This window comes from Rhizobium centroccidentale (assembly GCF_030182565.1).
In the GTDB taxonomy this organism is placed as follows: Bacteria; Pseudomonadota; Alphaproteobacteria; order Rhizobiales; family Rhizobiaceae; genus Rhizobium.
The window spans coordinates 16,357-33,431 of sequence record NZ_JAQJCG010000035.1 but is presented as its reverse complement, the minus strand read 5'-3'; the positions used below and the strand labels follow the sequence as shown (position 1 = coordinate 33,431).

At 56.9% G+C, this 17,075-nt stretch carries 19 protein-coding genes and 1 tRNA gene; 3 read left to right on the top strand and 17 right to left on the bottom strand.

Features of this window, described 5'->3' with window-relative positions:
- Positions 1-229: 229 nt before the first annotated feature.
- The 9 genes from PH562_RS29230 to PH562_RS29190 form a co-directional block, all read right to left on the bottom strand.
- Entirely contained in the window at positions 230-1,000 is a 771-nt protein-coding gene (locus tag PH562_RS29230) for a hypothetical protein (protein WP_285177334.1), read from the bottom strand.
- Complete coding sequence (locus PH562_RS29225) at positions 1,000-1,485, bottom strand: Panacea domain-containing protein (protein WP_285177332.1); 486 nt, start codon at positions 1,483-1,485, stop codon at positions 1,000-1,002. The genes PH562_RS29230 and PH562_RS29225 overlap by 1 nt, the downstream gene beginning before the upstream one ends.
- 127 nt (positions 1,486-1,612) lie before the next feature.
- A complete protein-coding gene (locus PH562_RS29220; RefSeq protein WP_285177330.1) occupies positions 1,613-2,677 on the bottom strand; it encodes a serine/threonine-protein kinase in 1,065 nt (354 codons plus the stop codon).
- Positions 2,674-3,741, bottom strand: a complete 1,068-nt coding sequence (locus PH562_RS29215) for a serine/threonine protein kinase (protein ID WP_285177327.1) — start codon at positions 3,739-3,741, stop codon at positions 2,674-2,676. The genes PH562_RS29220 and PH562_RS29215 overlap by 4 nt, the downstream gene beginning before the upstream one ends.
- A complete protein-coding gene (locus PH562_RS29210) occupies positions 3,741-4,805 on the bottom strand; it encodes a PP2C family protein-serine/threonine phosphatase (RefSeq protein WP_285177323.1) in 1,065 nt (354 codons plus the stop codon). Before PH562_RS29210 ends, PH562_RS29215 begins: the two co-directional genes overlap by 1 nt.
- 535 nt (positions 4,806-5,340) lie before the next feature.
- On the bottom strand, positions 5,341-5,529 hold the full coding sequence (locus PH562_RS29205) for a Trm112 family protein (protein ID WP_037154712.1): 189 nt from the start codon (positions 5,527-5,529) through the stop codon (positions 5,341-5,343).
- 10 nt (positions 5,530-5,539) lie between these two features.
- Positions 5,540-6,199, bottom strand: a complete 660-nt coding sequence (locus PH562_RS29200) for an LON peptidase substrate-binding domain-containing protein (protein ID WP_113231659.1) — start codon at positions 6,197-6,199, stop codon at positions 5,540-5,542.
- 252 nt (positions 6,200-6,451) lie between these two features.
- The gene (gene trxA / locus PH562_RS29195) at positions 6,452-7,426 is read right to left on the bottom strand and encodes a thioredoxin (RefSeq protein WP_285177311.1); all 975 of its coding nucleotides are present in this window, start codon (positions 7,424-7,426) and stop codon (positions 6,452-6,454) included.
- Positions 7,427-7,585: 159 nt separating this feature from the next.
- Positions 7,586-8,095 carry a prolyl-tRNA synthetase associated domain-containing protein gene (locus PH562_RS29190; protein ID WP_285177308.1) on the bottom strand — a complete coding sequence of 170 codons (510 nt, stop codon included), beginning with the start codon at positions 8,093-8,095 and terminating at the stop codon, positions 7,586-7,588.
- A gap of 244 nt (positions 8,096-8,339) precedes the next feature.
- Between PH562_RS29190 and PH562_RS29185 the strand changes: the two genes are divergently transcribed.
- Together PH562_RS29185 and PH562_RS29180 are read left to right on the top strand one after the other, a co-directional pair.
- Positions 8,340-8,414: transfer RNA gene (locus PH562_RS29185), tRNA-Gly, on the top strand.
- Positions 8,415-8,613: 199 nt separating this feature from the next.
- Positions 8,614-9,255: a DUF1007 family protein gene (locus PH562_RS29180; RefSeq protein ID WP_285177306.1), complete on the top strand. Its 642-nt coding sequence runs from the start codon at positions 8,614-8,616 to the stop codon at positions 9,253-9,255.
- Between the two features lie 21 nt (positions 9,256-9,276).
- On the opposite strand, the gene PH562_RS29175 is transcribed toward PH562_RS29180, so the two are convergent.
- A complete protein-coding gene (locus PH562_RS29175; RefSeq protein ID WP_113231442.1) occupies positions 9,277-10,023 on the bottom strand; it encodes a phosphatase PAP2 family protein in 747 nt (248 codons plus the stop codon).
- Positions 10,024-10,403: 380 nt separating this feature from the next.
- Between PH562_RS29175 and PH562_RS29170 the strand changes: the two genes are divergently transcribed.
- Entirely contained in the window at positions 10,404-11,255 is an 852-nt protein-coding gene (locus PH562_RS29170; protein WP_285177302.1) for a MipA/OmpV family protein, read from the top strand.
- Here PH562_RS29170 and PH562_RS29165 read toward each other — a convergent pair.
- Genes PH562_RS29165 through PH562_RS29135 form a run of 7 tightly spaced genes read right to left on the bottom strand, consistent with a single transcriptional unit; the run spans position 11,196 to position 17,073 of the window.
- Positions 11,196-12,536, bottom strand: coding sequence for a class I SAM-dependent methyltransferase (locus PH562_RS29165; protein ID WP_483315395.1), 1,341 nt, complete (start codon positions 12,534-12,536; stop codon positions 11,196-11,198). The genes PH562_RS29170 and PH562_RS29165 overlap by 60 nt on opposite strands.
- Positions 12,536-12,967 (bottom strand): EamA family transporter, encoded by a 432-nt coding sequence (locus PH562_RS29160; protein ID WP_285177300.1) that lies wholly within the window; start codon positions 12,965-12,967, stop codon positions 12,536-12,538. Before PH562_RS29160 ends, PH562_RS29165 begins: the two co-directional genes overlap by 1 nt.
- The gene (locus PH562_RS29155) at positions 12,967-14,115 is read right to left on the bottom strand and encodes a peptidogalycan biosysnthesis protein (protein WP_285177299.1); all 1,149 of its coding nucleotides are present in this window, start codon (positions 14,113-14,115) and stop codon (positions 12,967-12,969) included. Before PH562_RS29155 ends, PH562_RS29160 begins: the two co-directional genes overlap by 1 nt.
- Positions 14,096-14,911 carry an alpha/beta hydrolase gene (locus PH562_RS29150; RefSeq protein ID WP_285177296.1) on the bottom strand — a complete coding sequence of 272 codons (816 nt, stop codon included), beginning with the start codon at positions 14,909-14,911 and terminating at the stop codon, positions 14,096-14,098. Before PH562_RS29150 ends, PH562_RS29155 begins: the two co-directional genes overlap by 20 nt.
- The gene (locus PH562_RS29145; RefSeq protein WP_285177294.1) at positions 14,901-15,773 is read right to left on the bottom strand and encodes a fatty acid desaturase family protein; all 873 of its coding nucleotides are present in this window, start codon (positions 15,771-15,773) and stop codon (positions 14,901-14,903) included. The genes PH562_RS29150 and PH562_RS29145 overlap by 11 nt, the downstream gene beginning before the upstream one ends.
- Positions 15,770-16,123: a DMT family transporter gene (locus tag PH562_RS29140; protein WP_113231435.1), complete on the bottom strand. Its 354-nt coding sequence runs from the start codon at positions 16,121-16,123 to the stop codon at positions 15,770-15,772. The genes PH562_RS29145 and PH562_RS29140 overlap by 4 nt, the downstream gene beginning before the upstream one ends.
- Positions 16,120-17,073, bottom strand: coding sequence for an arginase family protein (locus PH562_RS29135; RefSeq protein WP_285177292.1), 954 nt, complete (start codon positions 17,071-17,073; stop codon positions 16,120-16,122). The genes PH562_RS29140 and PH562_RS29135 overlap by 4 nt, the downstream gene beginning before the upstream one ends.
- Positions 17,074-17,075 lie beyond the last annotated feature (2 nt).

Here is a 17,075-nt window from a genome sequence, read left to right as displayed (position 1 = left end):
ATCCGGCGACGGCTCATTACAAACCTCTATCTCTCGATAAAGGCATTGAATCATCAATGTTTCCATACGTCTACAAATATCCGCGCACAGGTCTCCTAGAAACCGGTCTTCCAGGGATGGCTAGGGGGGACATAATGTCCCCTTTGACGTGTCCATCTTGCACACATTCCAATCCGCGGCAAGCGCACTTTCAGTCGTTCATCACCAACGTGCCGCTGCATGGGTTGCGTCAATCGTCAAACAAATCTCTTGGGCGAGGCGTAGGTGCAGCAGGACCTTCACGCCTCCGACGCTCAATATCTTCCGCCATCTCTTTCAACAAAATCTGACGCGCCAGCTCTCGCGACTGTAAAAATATCTCAACAGCAGCGTTCAAATCCTGATCGCCCAAAAGATCATAGTCGCCGCGTTTCCAAACTTCGGCTGACCGCCTCAACTCGGTTCCGTCATTCACTTTAGGAAAAAACAGAAACTCGGCAGGAGAGCTTTGATAGTCAGTAAGGGAGAGGAAGGCGTCTTCGCAGATCGTTACAAGCAGCCGCCGCTGAAAATCAGTGAGATTGAGTTCGCTCCACCCGCATACAAACAACGGCACAAACTGCCCTTGCTCTCGAATTACACACAGCGGTGATACCGGAACGGAAACATCTCTCGAGACGCGAAACAATTCCCTTTCGAACTCGATAAAGTTGTGCATCGCATAGTGACGAGCTTCGTCATGCTCAAAGAACGATTTGACCAAGTCTTCGTTCTGCTTACGTCCAGCAGGAGCGCCTGAACGAGTTGCGACCGCGAGTGCCGTCTCCAAATTAATTCCGAGCTGAATGCGGTCTTTTATCGCAGCATAGCCAGACGAGTAGGTAAAACGAGGTGAGCCCTTAACAAACGACACAATTGACTTCGTAGTCCTGGCCACGTCGTCTTGAACGAAACGCACCCAGTTGGGTCCAGCAGGTGGCCTGTCAAGTTTAGCAAGCAGCTTCAAATAGTCGAATGCCATTAGTGCTTTACCGTCCTTTCGTACCAGCTTTTGATTGCCTCATCCGAAATCTTCATTGAGGCGTTCGTCTTCGTTTCGTGGTTCCAAGTCTGATCCCATGGACCGCCCTCGATGTGAGATTGAGCCACCAATGCACCCGGCGTCATGGAAACGTATTTCTTCACAAGCTCCCTCAGAAAGCCCTCTTCATCAAATGTGAACCGCCACTCTGCATTCTTCTTTCGTCCCGTCGCTGGATCGAGATACCGGGCCCGTCCACTGATAGGAGCATCACCAAATTCTTTAAACTCGCGATATAGCTCTCGAAACACTGGCCCGTATGTCCATGCTTCAATTTTTGCGGTGACTAATGGGCGGGAAAACGCAACCAGAAAGTCAGCATGCAGGAAATACACAATCTTATTGATATGCAGATTGGAGACATTTCTGCCGTCTGCCTCTGCAATATCTAGAACGAAGTTAGCGACTGCGCGAACATCATACATAGCTCAAATTTACTTCATTCTCTTTTTGTTCACAATGCTTCTCCTAGTTTTCCACCAACGAACACTCATTCTCGCGCAGGCTAACGAGAATGCGCAATTAATCTCACGTGCATCTTCGGTGCGCGCTCTATTTGCAGACAACTAAAGGAAACGCGCGTGGACGCGGTGAGCCATCACTAAGCGCGTAGACAACCTTGTCGTTTACTTTTGGGTAGCGAGGGCCATATGTGCTTTCTCGATGAAAGAAAGCAATCTGCGCATCGCGTCCGCGAATATAACCGAAATAGTTGTTCGGCATGTTGTTCACCTGTCCGTGAAACCACTTTCCATTGAAGTATTCGAGTTCGTTGCACTGCAAAACCAGTTGGTCCGCTGTGGGCCTTGCCGCTTTATCAACCTGTAGGCAGGCCTCCACGAGCACCTGCAGCGATTTCGATAGCGACGCGTATTGTAGGTCGCTCGTCATGAATGCTGGCCAAGCTGCCCTCTTTCCAGTCATGACATTCGCAGGCACGATGAAACCTTCACCGAAGGGCAGTTCCCCAACTAGTGCATGAAACATGAGCGCACCTAATGACCAGACATCTGCTTCCGGTCCTACGTGTTCCCCCTTCTTCCTAAACATCATTTCCGGCGCCATGTATGGAAGCGCGCCTTTTACGGTACCGGATGTTGTTTTCGTGATGTCGCCGCGTTCAGCCTCTTCTTCGAAAACCTCCTCCGTTAAGGTCGCAATACCGAAATCAGTGATTTTGACTTCGTTCAAGCTGTACCCCCCGTTTACGAGGATATTCGAAGGTTTGAGGTCTCTGTGAACAACTCCAGCGTGATGAGACGCGGCTAGGCCCTTAGCCAGCATTCTAAACAGACGCGCTCCTGTATGAGGATCAACGTACCCCGCAACCGACATGCAGGCGTCTTCCAGCGTGCCACCTTCAACAAGCTCTTCAGCTAAATATGGCACTCCGCTCTCTTCAAGATAATCAAGGGTCTTTGCGACATGAGGATGATTGACCCGAGCCGACAGTATCGCACTGTTGGAGAACTTCTTTACAATTTGGCCCGGCTGCGGGGTCTTAAGGGCAACATCCACGCCTCGCAGATGGTCCTTGGCACGATGGACATGCTGCATACCACCGCTGCCGAGCATTCCTACAATCTCGTATCGACCGCCAAGCAATCCCCGTGTCATACCATGTACTCCGGATTGGAGATATCGAAGGTGGCGTAATAGTAGTTGTTCTTGGCGACATTGAACGCAAGAACACACGATGGCGGTAGCTTTGACCCAACAGTTAGAGCCCTGTTGTTAGCCAAGACCTCTCCCATCACGGAGCGCACAAGAAAATCATTGCCGTCGTATTCAATGCCGAGTTGAGACCGTACAGTCCCACTGGCAGATACAGTAGGGGTAGCGGTGCGTTTCCCGCTGTGCAGCTCGTTAACCTTTCCACCGATGACAACTCGCGCCCTATGCCTATCTCGAAGCAAAACCCGTTCAATCGAGTTCAGCACTTCTGACATTGTTGGACGGTTTGCAGGATCGGTTTCAAGGCATTGCTGAAGGGAGGTCGCGATTGCGGCATCCAGTCCAGCCAGATGGGTAATACAAAGGTTAGCTGGTGCTTGCGCTGGTACTCTCTTTCTGCACCAATCCGGCAGGCCGCCGGATGAAATCGATAGTGCTACGACGGCAAATGCATAAACATCAGTCGCAGTGCTGAACTCGACCAGACCCTTGGCAAGCAACTCTGGTGCCATATAAGGAAGATAGCCGATGGCAGCTTGCGTATGATTATCGACCCCAACCTCGCGAGAGAGCCCGAAGTCAATAATTTTGACCATACGCTCTTTGTCGCGGCGAAGGTTATTGGGCTTTATATCTCGATGAATAACGCCAGCGTCGTGGATCTCTTTGAGCCCTTTTGCGATCTGCCATAACACTTGCAGATACTCGTCCCCAATTGCGAATTGGCCTTCCTTTAGATCTGTTCCATCAATGTACTCTAGGACTAGGCAACGAACCTCGTTCCCTGCATGTTCAAAAGAGACCACATCAAGTAATTGTACAACGTGGCTGGACCTCATTTTCAGTAGAGCTTTTTGCTCGTCAGCCAGCCGCCTCTTTTCCTGTTCTTTCCGAAGGGTTTTCAAAATCACCTGGCGGTGCAGGCGTATGTCTTGGCATTGGTGCGCCTCGCTCATACCCCCAGCGTTCATCGCACCCGTTGCCTCGTAGCGTCCCGCGATCAGCATTATTCTCCCTGCTCCTCCTCAGAGAACCCAATTTCTATTTGTTCTTTCTTTTGCTTGCGGCTCCTCCGCTTCGGAGTCGGACTTTTCTGTCCGTCACTCAACTTCTCGCCTGGTTTCACAGGTTGGTTTTGGGCCGTATGAGATGGTGTAGCTGGCTTGTCAGCCTGCTGCGGGCGCGGCTCCGCCTCCGGCGGTGATCGCTCGCGATCATTCTCCTGTGCAATCCCATCTGCCTGCGGAGGCGTAGTCCAAGTTAGCTTTAACCGGCCATTGGTAGACCATACCGATACATCAGACGCTTGGCTTGATGCGTAAGTATCTTCCGGCTGAAGCCAGTCGGTCGCAACGATTGTCGCGTTGTCAACGCCTCCTAACCAGTTCGAGAGTTCCAGCACCCTGTCCGAGAACACTGCGCGGTCACGAGAGTTTTGGCGTAGGTCTCTCAGCGTGGCATCACCTACCAAGTGGGCCCCATCGCTGGTTATAAAAAACTGCCCATCTATCCCTGTTACCCGTTTGATGTGGGGCAGCATACCCGACTTCATCCCAATAAACTGCAGTAGGCCGCGCCCTTCAGAACCGTAGGCCTCCTCCATGGTATCGTCCGTAGTTAGCCGCTCCAATTTGCCGTCTCTGTGCATTCGGAAGATGCGACTGTCTCCGACATTCAGCGTGAACACGGAGCCCGCCTCCAAACACAACGCTGACAGTGTCGATCCTCCCCCGGGAACCTCGGACACCACCATCGCATTTGCTGCCCGCACAGCACGCTCCAAACGGGCCTCCGTCGGCTCACGACGATTAGAAATTAGAGAAGCGAAGAAGGCAGATATTGCAAAGGACGCGGCCTGACGCCCATTTGCCATCCCGCCCATACCGTCACACAGGCATGCGCACCAAAAGTTAGCGGCTTTGCTCGCAACACGAAGAACCGCAACCCGATCCTGATTTTCCTTGCGAGTAGAGCCAATATCGCTCGCGACGAAAAACAGCCCATCGACCTCCTTAGAGGCGCGCTGCTGATCCTGCGTATACAGCCAATCGAATATATCGTGAATAATCATTGGGATGCTCTACAACCGAAGTACCAGCTTAGTGCCATGCCTACGCTCTCCTCGCAACCGTTGCACTCATTGATAGCCCCTCCGTTAGAAAACGATACAAAAATTCGAGGGGGCATCTAAGTCATCCCCACTATGCAGTTCTCCCGTGACGCGTTCATCGTGGGACATATAAGCGGCGACTGGCTCAAAACCATCTTCCTGTGTTGGTCTTTGACGCGGACCAAGCCACATTAGGGCGCCCAGTCCGTCCATAAAGGTATACTATAACGTACACTGCTTTCGCCGGCCTTCTGGTGGCCCGCAAGACTCCAATTTTGCAATCGGACAGATAACGCAGCGGTCACCCCTTTACGGACACCTGATATCTAACACTGCTTCAAATTGAGGTGGCGCACTCGACTGCCGCAACCGGCAGCTTTTGCTTAATAAATGGAGAAGGCCCAACGACCGAAATGAGAGCACAAAGTTGCCATTCCATCGACCCCTGCGAGAAACGGCCGGCCTCCACCCCACAATACAGAGGGAAGCGCGATCCTCAATCCTCGATACGTCTTGCTTCCGAAATCAGCATGATCGGAATGCCGTCGCGGATCGGATAGGCGAGACGCGCCTTTTCCGAGATCAGCTCGTTCTTTTCCCGGTCGTAGCTCAGCCGCCCCTTGGTCAGCGGGCAGACGAGAAGATCGAGCAGTTTCGGGTCCACCTTACTGACCGTGACGTCCATACGAAAATTCCTATTGCAGCAGGGAATCGGTGTCGCCGGAGCCGGCGAGCACGATCTTGACGATGGCGATGAAGGTTTCTGCGCGGGTCTTCAGGTCGGGCGCTTCGAGAAGTGCCTGCTTCTCGGCCGGATCGAAGGGCGCCATGATCGACAGCGAATTGACCAGCATCATGTTGTCGGCCCGCTCGACGCTTTCCCAATCCGCTTCCAGCTTGTTGGCCTCCAGATAGGCACGGAAAGCCGAAAGCAGTGCCGGACGATCGACGGTACCTTCCTCATGATGGGATTTCAGGTCGGAGATGAAGGGGGTGATGCGGAATGTGCGGTAGGGCTGGTGGGTAGTGATTTCATCCATCAGCCGGAAACGGCATATGCCCGTCAGCGCGGCGATATAACGACCATCGCCGGTCTCCGAAATGGAGGTGATGCGCCCGAGGCAGCCGACATGCGCCAGATTGGACGATTCCGGCGGCTCTCCCAGCGCCGGCTGGATCATGCCGATCAAACGATTTCCGGCGATCGCCGCATCGAACATGGCGAGATAGCGCGGCTCGAAGACATTGAGCGGCAGTTGCGCACCGGGCAGCAGCAGCGCGCCGGATAAGGGAAAGACGACCACCGATTCGGGCAGATCGCCCGGCTTCAGATATCTCGCATTGCCGACTTGCATCTTTTCCATCCCGCTAGATCGTCGCGACGCGCTGCGCGCCGCAGTGAGCCGCGCAGGAACGACACACATCGCGGTCATCGCCCCTTTTCGTGCCGCGTCATCGACAATGTGAGCCCGTCTGCTGAAAACACAAGAGCATTTTCCATGAAAACGCCGATGGGGGCCGTTTGCCGAATATCGAGGACGGCCGTCTAACGAGCAATCGCCCGGAAGGTTCCGCGCGATCGCCATGCCCTTGGGACAACTGACCGATTACGAAAACAGAATGGAGGAAAGCCTGCGCCGCGCCGCGATCGTAGCGGGGTCCTTGGCACCCCACACCTCGAAGAATTCCAAGAGTTGGCGGCGTGCGCCGTCATCGTCGTAGCTGCGATCCTTGCGCATGACGGTCAGAAGATGCTCGGCCGCCTCTTCGCGCCTGCCTTCGACATTGCGGATCTTGGCGAGCTTGATACGCTGCTCGTGATTGTCGGGATTGGCCGCCAGTTCCTGCTCGATCGCCACGGGATCGCCAAGCTTGCGCGCCTCGTCGATCTGGTCGAGCTTCTTCACCACCGCCTGAATGCCGGCATCGTTGGCGAGCGTTTCCGGCAGGTCGGCAAGCGCTTCGCGGGCGCGCTGGCTCTGGCCGGCGGCGATCATGCATTCCGCCATGCCGGCGAGCGCCTTGGCATTTTCGGGATCCGCCTGCAGCACCGCACCGAAGAGCTCGGCGGCACCATTGACATCACCGGCGGCAAGCAGACCGCTTGCCTCTTCCAGAACGGCAGCAATCTCGGCCGCCTGATCGTCGGCGCCGCCCGCCGGACCGCCGAGGCGATCGATGAACTGGCGAACCTGACTTTCCGGAACTGCACCCATGAAGCCATCGGCCGGACGGCCGTCTACGAAGGCGATGACGGCTGGAATCGACTGGATGCCGAGCTGGCCGGCAATCGAGGGATGATCGTCGATATTCATCTTGACCAGCTTCACGCGGCCCTGTGCCTCGGTGACGACTTTTTCGAGCACCGGCGTCAGCTGTTTGCACGGGCCGCACCAGGGCGCCCAGAAATCGACCAGCACCGGCTGGTTGCGCGATTCCTCGATAACGTCCTTGGCGAAGGTCGCTGTCGTCGTGTCCTTGATCGGCGAAGCGCCGCCGGCAGCGGGCGTGGCACCGTAGGATGCCGAGGCCGACATCTGACCGCCGAAGGAAGCGTTATAGGGATTGTTCGAACCGCTCATGAGTGTCTCCCGCCTGACGGCATCCTTGATTTTGTGAGAAGCATGATCTCCAGACGAGACGATGAGATTCGCCTGCCAGCACGCTCCATGAAGTGGCCAAAGCGACCGGACAATCCGAAGAGAAGCCGACCGCTATAATCTTAGCGCTAAAATCGTACGTTAGCTCGTCACTTTCAAGACTAGCGGCGTATGACCCGTCGCTTCCATGAAGCGCAGGAGATCGCCGCTGGCAATCGACGTCGTCGCGTCGTTCGACAAGGGATGGCAATTGACGATGTCATGCGCCATCAGCTCGGCATCGAGCACGAAGGTAACATTCTTGCCCGCGTCGTTGATCGCGCCGAATGCCGTGACGGAGCCCGGGATGACGCCGAGATATTCCATCAGCTTTTCCGGCTTGCCGAAAGAGACCTTGCTTGCGGCGCCGATCAGCGTGTGCACGGTCTTCAGATCGACTGTCGCGTTTTCCTCGACGGTCAGCAGGAAGAAATTGTCCTTCTTGTCCTTTACGAAGAGGTTCTTCGTATGGCCGCCCGGAATCTCGTCGCGCAGCGATACCGATTCGGCAACGGTGAAGACCGGAGCATGATCCTTGGTCGTATGGCTGATACCGAGCCCGTCCAGGAATCGGAAAAGGTCGTCGCGGTTCTTCAGGCTGGTCTCGGTCATGGCGTCTCGCAATCAAGAATGGTCCGCCCCTGATACGTCGCCCACAATTTCATTGCAATCTTCGAGACGACAAAGCCCGGCGTTTCCGGGCTTTCCGATGGCTCGCGAAACGAAGATGCAATTTTTCTTCGCGAACTCGTCATTTCCCTGTTGCATTTGAAAAATGGTTAGGCCATATAGCGCCCGTCGCCGCAAGACGACGCCCAGCGGTCCAACACACTACCCCGGATCGCGACGGGAATGAGCGGGTGTAGCTCAGGGGTAGAGCACAACCTTGCCAAGGTTGGGGTCGAGGGTTCGAATCCCTTCGCCCGCTCCAGTTTTCCAAGTCTTTCTCCGAATAGAAGAAGTCACGGCTCAGGCCGAGGCTGGTATTCTGCCGAAAAAGGCAAGTTTCCGTATTCCTGTTTCCTTCCCTTGCATCTATGCCTTGCCTACTCGCGCTGGGTCTCAAATCAGTCCCATTTGACGTTCAGATCTGCGCATCGGATAAATGGACGGAACGCGGTATTGCTCGCATGAAAACAAAGATTTCCCTGCTGGTTGCGATGCTATCGCTTCTACCCGTTCCCGCATTTGCCCATCCGCATATCTTCATCGACGCCAAATTCGAGGTCGTCTCGGCGCCCGATGGCTCCATCAGCGAGCTGCGCAATGTCTGGAGCTTCGACGAGGTGTTCACCTCCTCCGTGCTCATGGATTACGGCAAGAGCGGCGACCAGGCTTTGAGCCCGAGCGAGCTCAAGGCCGTGGGAAAGACGGTCAGGGATTCGCTGGCGCAATATGGCTACTACACGAACGTCACCAGCAACGGCAAAGCGGTGCCGATGGCCAAGCCGGATGCGATCCAGGCCGACTACAAGGATGGTTCGCTGACGTTGACCTTTTCGCTGAAGCCGGAGCAGAAGACCTTCCTCAAGGGCACCACCATCTTCGGCATCTACGACAAGACGCTCTATACGGCGGTCGATTTCGCCACTGACAACGATTTGAGCACATCGGGGCCGGCCTTCGGCCGCTGCAAGCGTAAGGTCATCAGACCCAATCCGAAGGAAGTCATGGCGGAAAATCAGGCCGCGCTGACCAGCATGTTCTTCAGCGACCCCAAGGGTACGGACTACTCCCTGCTGGTGGCGACACGGCTCGAAGTCCAATGCTGATCCTGCAAGGGACACCCTCCCTCATTTGAAAGGCGGACCATCGTCTTCGGCAGACCTCTTGTCGCTTGCCTTAGGCGATATGTAGCGGCGGGCGATGATCCAGCAGGCGAGCGCCCAGGTCGCGCCGGCACACCAGCCGCCGAGGACGTCTGTGGGGTAATGGACGCCGAGATAGACCCGGCTCGCACCAATTATCAACGTCAGCAGGATGCCTGCCGCGACGGTGAAGACCCGCGTCGAGCGATGGGTCCGCGTGCCCGAGATCAACGCGGCAAGGGTCAGATAGGTCACGGCCGACACCATCGCATGGCCGCTCGGAAAGCTCAGATCGTGAACCTCGACCAGATGCGGGACGATATCCGGTCGCGCCCGCGCGACGCCGACTTTCAAGGCCGTGCTCAATGCCCATCCGCCCAGGACCGAAGCGAGGATGAAAATGGCGATCGCCCGCTGGCGGTCCAGCAGCAAATAGATCGTCACCAAAGCGGTCATCAGCGCCAGCACGGTCGTGCCGCCGAGGCTCGTGATGTCCCTGACGGCATGGGTCAGCCATCCCGGCCCAATCGGCACGGAAAGGTTCGCGGGCTGGCGAAGCGCCAGCAAGATCGCCTCGTCGAACCCCTTCGTGCTGCCTTCGAGGACCTCGCCTGTGAGATAGATGAAAAGAAGAATTCCGCCCGAAAGCGCGGCAAACATCACAAGCAGCAAAGGCTCGTAGCGGTTCAACCATCCAGGGATACCCGATGTGCCGAATGGCCGATCCTTCATGCGCTGAACCCTGTCTTGCGTGCTCTCATATCGTACGTCCACAGTCGAAACCCGGTATCGGACAAAGCCTATCTAGGAACAAAACGCGCAGCTTCCAACCGATCAAGCCGGAACGATATCTCCGGCGCCGCATACGCTTCAGGTTCGTGAAATAAAATATCTCTATCTTGGCGGGAATTGTCGCAGGCGCCGCGGCAGCCACGACAGAAGTGGCCTGCTTCGCATTCTGCTGAAGGATGGTCCATGGGGGCGTTAGCAATACAGAAGCGTTCAGGCTGGTGGTCACGCGCCATGCCTGCTTTCAAACTTTCTACTGTTTTTCAAGCCGCGAGCTGTGCTACTAGAGCTGCAGGGGCGATCAGGCATCAGGTGTTTTCAGAGTGTTAAATGTTGGGACATCTTTCTCCGCCCGGCTGTCTGCGCTGGCCGGAACGGGGCTGCTGGCAGCGTCCATAGCCGGTATGTTTCCCGCCTCATCCAGAGCGGCGGATGACACCCCTAAATCCTCATCCGATACTTGGGTCGTTACGCTTGGTGCGACGGTGGAATACGGACCGAGCTATGAGGGGTCGAAGCACTATACCTTCGGCGCCCTACCGTCTTTCGATATCCATCGTTTGGGTGAGACCCAGGAATACAGCGCGCCGGACGATAATTTCGATTATCAGCTCTTCGATCTCGGCGGCGTCGAAATCGGTCCGGTTGTGGGGCTGCGGGACGACCGCTTCGACATCAACGACCTGCACCTGCAAAGCCAGCGCAGAGTACGCTGGAATTTCGATGCGGGCGGCTTTGCCCAATATTGGCTGATGGACAATCGGCTCCGGTTCCGCACGGAAATACGCCAGTCGCTTTGGGGTGGCGATGGTTTGGTCGGTGATTTCGCCCTCGACTGGTTCCAGCCGCTCGGAGACAAATGGCTGCTGTCTGCCGGCCCTCGCCTATCGATGGCAAATTCAGTCTATATGCGCACCAACTTCGGCATCTCGGAGAGTGAAGCTGCCAGACATGGCCATATCAACGCCTTCGACGCCGGTGCCGGCGTGAAATCGGTCGGCTTCACCGTTGCTGCCACCTATACGATCTCGCCGGAATGGAGCGTGCAGGTTTACGGAAAATATAACCGTCTGGTAGGCGATGCGGCCGACAGCCCGATCACCTCGCGCTTCGGCTCACCCGACCAGAACATCATTGGCTTCACGCTGAATAGAACCTTCAACGTCAAGTTTTGAAGCGCTCTTCGCTTCATTCTCGGCAATATAATTGCGCGTCAGCGGAATGATGTCATTTCGCTTGGCGATCTGGATCTGAAAGACGACAAGATCCTCGTAGCGGAAGGCTGCCTCCGCCGTCGAAAGATAATACTCCCACATCCGGCAAAAGCGTTCGTCGTAAAGCTTGGCGGCATCGTCCCAGCGCGCCATGAAACGTTCCCGCCACGCCTCGAGCGTCTTGGCATAATGCAGCCGCAGCACTTCGACATCGGTGATGGCAAGCCCCGCCGCCTCGATCTCCGGCACGATTTCGGACAGCGCCGGAATATAGCCGCCCGGAAAGATATATTTGTCGAGCCAGGGCGTGGTGAAGCCGGGGGTCGCCGAACAGCCGATGGTGTGCAGCACCATGATGCCGTCATCCTCGAGCAATTCGGCGCACTTGCGGAAGAAGGTGCGATAGGACGCGAGCCCGACATGCTCGAACATGCCGACGGAGACGATCCTGTCGAAGCGGCCGGTTAGGCTGCGGTAGTCTCTCAGCGCGAACTGAACCTCGGCTGGCGTTCCCCCGGCTTTGTCCGCGACGCGCTTCGAAGCATACTCATGCTGCTCCTCCGACAGGGTGACGCCAAGCACATAGCCACCGGGCGCATGTTCGGCCATATGCAGTGCGAGGCCGCCCCAGCCGCAGCCGATATCGAGGATGCTGTTGTTCGGCTCGATCAGCAGCTTGGCGGCGAGATGACGTTTCTTGGCAAGTTGCGCATCATCGAGCGATTGGTCCGCATGCTCGAAATAGGCGCAGGAATATTGCCGGTCCGGATCGAGGAAGAGCTCGTAGAGCCTACCGTCGAGATCGTAATGATGCGCGACATTCGCCTTCGAGCGCCCAGGCAGGTTGCGGTGGCGGAAAATCCGCAGCTTCGTCCTGAGGTGATCGATGATGCGGGCAATAAGGGGATGGGTGGTGTTCTGCCCCTCCCTCAGCATCATCGCCACGAAGTCGTAGAGCGTGCCCTGCTCGACGATGAAGCGGCCATCCATGAAGAGTTCGCCAAGCCGCTTGTCGGCATCGATGAGGAGCGCCCATTCGGCGCGGTCGTCGATGAAGCGAACATGAACCGGCTCACCGGTGCCGTCGCCGAAGGTCAGCACGCGGCCGCTTGCCGTCGTCACGCTCAACGCGCCGCGCGTAACGATGGAGGAAAGTCCGCGTTTCAGACACCAGTCGACAAAGCTGGAGACAATGGCGGGGGTTTTGCCCTTCGGGCGGTTGTCAGCTTGCATATTGGACATCACCTATCCTTGCCGGTCCCCGTACGCAGTTCCTCCTGCTTCGGCTCCAATTCCTCATGATGCTCCTCCGTCTCGACACCGGCGCCTGCAATCAGCCAGACGCCCGTCAGGATCAAACCGCTGCCGACCATCTGCAGGGCGACCACCCGCTCGCCGAAGACGAACCAGCCGGTCGCGACAACAAGCACATAGCTGATGCCCGTAAGCGGAAAGGCGCGGCTCAGATCGAGCTCGGCCAGCACATTCATCCAGATGAAGAAGCCGACGATCTCGATGGCCATGGCCAGCAATATCCATGGAGAAGAAAGGGCTTGCCACAGCCATGCCTGCATGCCTTCATCGTGCAAGTGTCCGGCACCGAGCTTGATGAGGACTTGGTACAGCGTGCTCAGCACCGGCACGGCAAGCCAGAAAAAACGCATATTGGGCATTACGCATCCGCCTTGTCTGTCGAGAACAGCGGCGATACCAGTCGCAGCACGCTCTGAAGCAAAGGATTGCGATGGTGAAAATACATCGCATTGGCGGTCAGCTTGCTGCCGAGGCGGACCTTGTTTGCATAATTAGCCTGCCCGCTCTGATAACGGCTCAGGCCGTTCTCCAGGCAGTAACGCAGATTGGTAAACCAGCTAATGAAATAGAGGTTATAGGGCCGGCCCTTTTCCCCATCCATGCAGAAGAACTTGTCGATAGCAACGCGCTCGTTATGCACGATCAGATTGGCGGCAAGCAGCTTGTCCTCGACGAAGTAGAAGGCGCAGAAGGAGCGGCTGGGCATATGGGCGAGAATGCCCTGGAAATAGGCCGGCGTCAGCTCCTCGAACTGCCATTCGCTGCGATTGCGCGTGTCATGATAGAGCGCCATCACCTGAGGCAGGAACTCGCCGAAATCCGTCCGCATCTCCACCCTGACCTGGTCGAAGGATTTCATTTTGCGGCGCATATCCTTGCGGGTGCCAGCCGAAAGCCTGGCGAGATAGTCGTCGATCGTCTTGAAATCGATGTCGAGCCACGCCGTCGGAAGAGCGCCGATCGAAGCATAGCCGCGCGCGGCAAACAGATCGCCGAACTCGGCCGAAGCCTGCTCCGGAATATCCTTGAGGCCGATCAGCGCACAACGCTCCGTCGCGGCGACCTGCTCGAAGAAGGACAACATCTCCGTCAGCAGCATGCGACGACGGTTCTGCGAGATGTCGGGATGAAAGCCGATCGCACCGGTTTCGGTGCAGGGCGATCCCAAACATGCAAGACGCAGCTTCAGAAAACCTGGAAAATATCGCTGCACGCTACGCACGGACCGACGCAGGAATCCCTCATCCAGCGTTGTATCGAGAGCGTAAAGGCAGACAAAGGCCGGCATGGCGACGCTCACGCGCCCACCCTCCGTAACGGTGATATAGCGCCATTCGAACCCTTCGAGGCCGGCTTCCTCGATCGCTAGCAGGCAATCATAATCCTCGACGTCATTCGGGAAGCATGCATTCCATGCGTCGCGGCCGATGGCGCGGATGCTGAAGTGAACTTCGGCCACCGGGCCCCCCATCGGCTGTGGCACGATTTTAAGCAGCGGCTGCGACATGACGCGCCTCGAAGAAGTCGGCCGTGAAATCGGCCACTTGCCGATGCTGCCGGTCGACATGGATCATGTGATAGCTGTCCGTGATCCATTTCAGCTCATGCGGAGCACCGATATGCTCGGAAATATAGCGGGCATGCTTCGGGCTGGCGAGATCGTCATCCTCGGCATGCAGGATCAGCGTCGGCGTCCGCATCTGCGGCAGCATCCTGCGGAGCGTCTTGCCCAGCCGATGCATCTCGACCAGGCCCTTGCCGGGGAATTTTTCCAGAACCCCTTCGCTCGACATGCCTTCGATCAACCGGCGCATGCGCTCGTCCTTGATCCCGAGCGAGGTCGTTTCGCTGAAGCTCAGCCGATCGAGGAACGGAACGCGCGACAGCCAGCCGATCTGCGAGGCCAGCAGCGGATAATAGAAGGGAACGTCCCAGCCGTCGTAACTGAAGCAAGGAGAGTAGATCGCGACGGCACTGATAGTCTTCTTCTGCTGTTCGGCAGCCAGCATGGCGAGCTTGCCACCGACGCAGATACCGGCAGCGAAGACCTCCTGCGTTCTGGATGCCAGCAACTCCGATGCCTCGACGACCGAGGCGAGCCAGTCTTCCCAGCGGGTCTGGCGCAATGTCTTCGCATCGACGCCGTGGCCGGCCAGCAGCGGCGCATAGACGCTGTAGCCCTTGCGGTTGAGATGCCGAGCCACCAGTTTCATTTCAGCAGGCGCGCCCGTCAGTCCGTGGACCAGAAGGACGCCCTTGCCATTTGAGCCCTCCATGAAGAAGCTCAATTCATCAGCTTTCATGAGATAGCTCCGACTGCCGGTTTTCCTTGGCCATGAAGCCAAGCGCATGGCAGGTGCTGATCACATGCGTGCCGTTCTTTTCCTGCTCTTCCTTGATCTGGTCGTGCAGCGCTGGAAGCTTCGTCCAGTGGGTGCGCGGCCGATAGTGATGCTCGGCGTGATAGCCGTTGCCGAACCACAGCCAGTTATAGAAAGGCTGATGGCTGGAAACACCCCAGGCAATCGGCTCGTCCGGATCACCGTTCAGATGCTCGTAATAGCCGTTCAGCGACGACAGGCAATTGCCGATATAGTAGAACGGCACGAAGAACAGCACCGCCTTCCAATCGTAGATCAGCGCGATAGCGGCAAGCCCCAGGAAGAAATAGAGCTCGAACCGCCCCCAGGCGGCATCGAACGGGCGGTTGCGGGCAATGGCCTTGTGAATATCGCCGAGGCTATCGCGAAAGAAGCTCAGGAACGTATAGGACCAGACGTTTTCCGGTTGGCCGTTGCGGCCATAGCGATAGATCGAGAGCATGTCGATCGTCTCGCCCTTTTCGTTCGGACGGTCGCTGTTGCCCGAATGATGGCGCATATGCACCCAGTGATAATAGGTCTGCGAAAAGCCGATCGCGACCGACTCCAGGAGGCTGAAGCCGTAGTTCATCCAGCGCGGCTTGAAATAGGGCGTATGGATGAAGTTGTGCGATATGCTGTTGATGTTCCAGGAGATCGAAACGGCGTAAAGGCAGCCGAGAATGGCTGAGAGCCAAAGCGGCCGGCTTTCGAAGCCGACGATCAGATAGACGTCGAAGGCGAGATGGGCGACGGCGGCAAGTACCGGTGCCAGGTCCCATCGGGTGTGCGCAAAGATTTTCATAGTCCTGTAACTCCCACGCAAACCACACCGGCGGTGACGAGAAACACGCCCGTCGCGTGGCGCAGGTTGATGTTTTCCTTGAAGATGACGGCGCCGGCGAGCACGATGACGACATAGCTCATCGCCATCAGCGGGAAAGCGATGGTCAGTGGCACGTGCTCCAGGACGGCCGTCCAGGCGAAAAGCTCCACGGCCCAGAGCAGAATGCCGAGCCAGGTGACCGGTTTTGCCAGCGCCTCAATGGGGGCGTTCTCACTGGCGGATTGCTTGAAGCAGACTTCGCGGGCGGTTTCCGCGACCACGCAGAACAAGATGAGCCCAAGCATGGGAAGTGTCAGGCTGCCAGTCATTGCATATACTCCGCCAGCACCTCCAGCAGGGCGTGATTGGCCGCGCTGTTGATATTCCTCATTGTTTCTGCACCCTGCCGCATACGCGGCTGATCGATGAAGATCTCCGCGCGCTTCATGAATTGTGTCCGAAGGCTGCCAGCATAACTCGGAGCTGAATAATCCCCGATGACATCCGCGCCGATGATGCGGTGACGGCTGCCGATTTCGCTGATCAGAGCCAGGAGATAGGGCAGCCGCATGCGGCCCTGATCCCAATTGGTGACGGCATCGTCGGCCGCCAGCACATCCTTGTCTATCGTGATATAGACGGCCTCGGTGCGAATGCGACTGAGCATGTGGTCGATGAAATTTTCCTCCCCGATCTCGACGATCGATTTCCAGTGCAGCGCACCTCTTTCCTGCCGGTAGCTGGCGCCGGTGCCGTAGTCGGCCAGTACGCGGCTCGGCGGATGTTCGTAAGGATAGAGTTCCAGCTTGCCGTCGCCGAGCCAGTGCAGATTGGCGCCCTTACGCTCGGGGCTGCGAAGATCATGGCTGCAGACGCCAATCGTGATGACCTTCTGGACGCTGGGGTTCGCAAGGGCACGATTGACCCAGGAGCCGCAATGCATGCCGCCATCGAATTTCACCCAGTCCGGATGGTTGTCGAAATGGATCAGTGTGGCCGCACCGGATTGTCGTTCGAGCGCGCCATCGAGCAGCAAGGCCGTGACATGGTGAAAGTCGCCGGAGCCCATGAAGCACAATTGCGGGTCCTTGCCAGTCATCGGTCCGTTCTTGACGATCTCGCGACTGAGATCATCAAGAGCGCTCTGTTTGCTCCACAGCCGAACCTGTTGCCCCGCCTTCTTGCCGAAATACTGGTGCGCGCCAGCAAATTTGCAGGCGCGCACAAAGTCAGGCTGCAACTCCAAAGCATCATCGAGATGAAGAAGCAGCAGTTGCACCG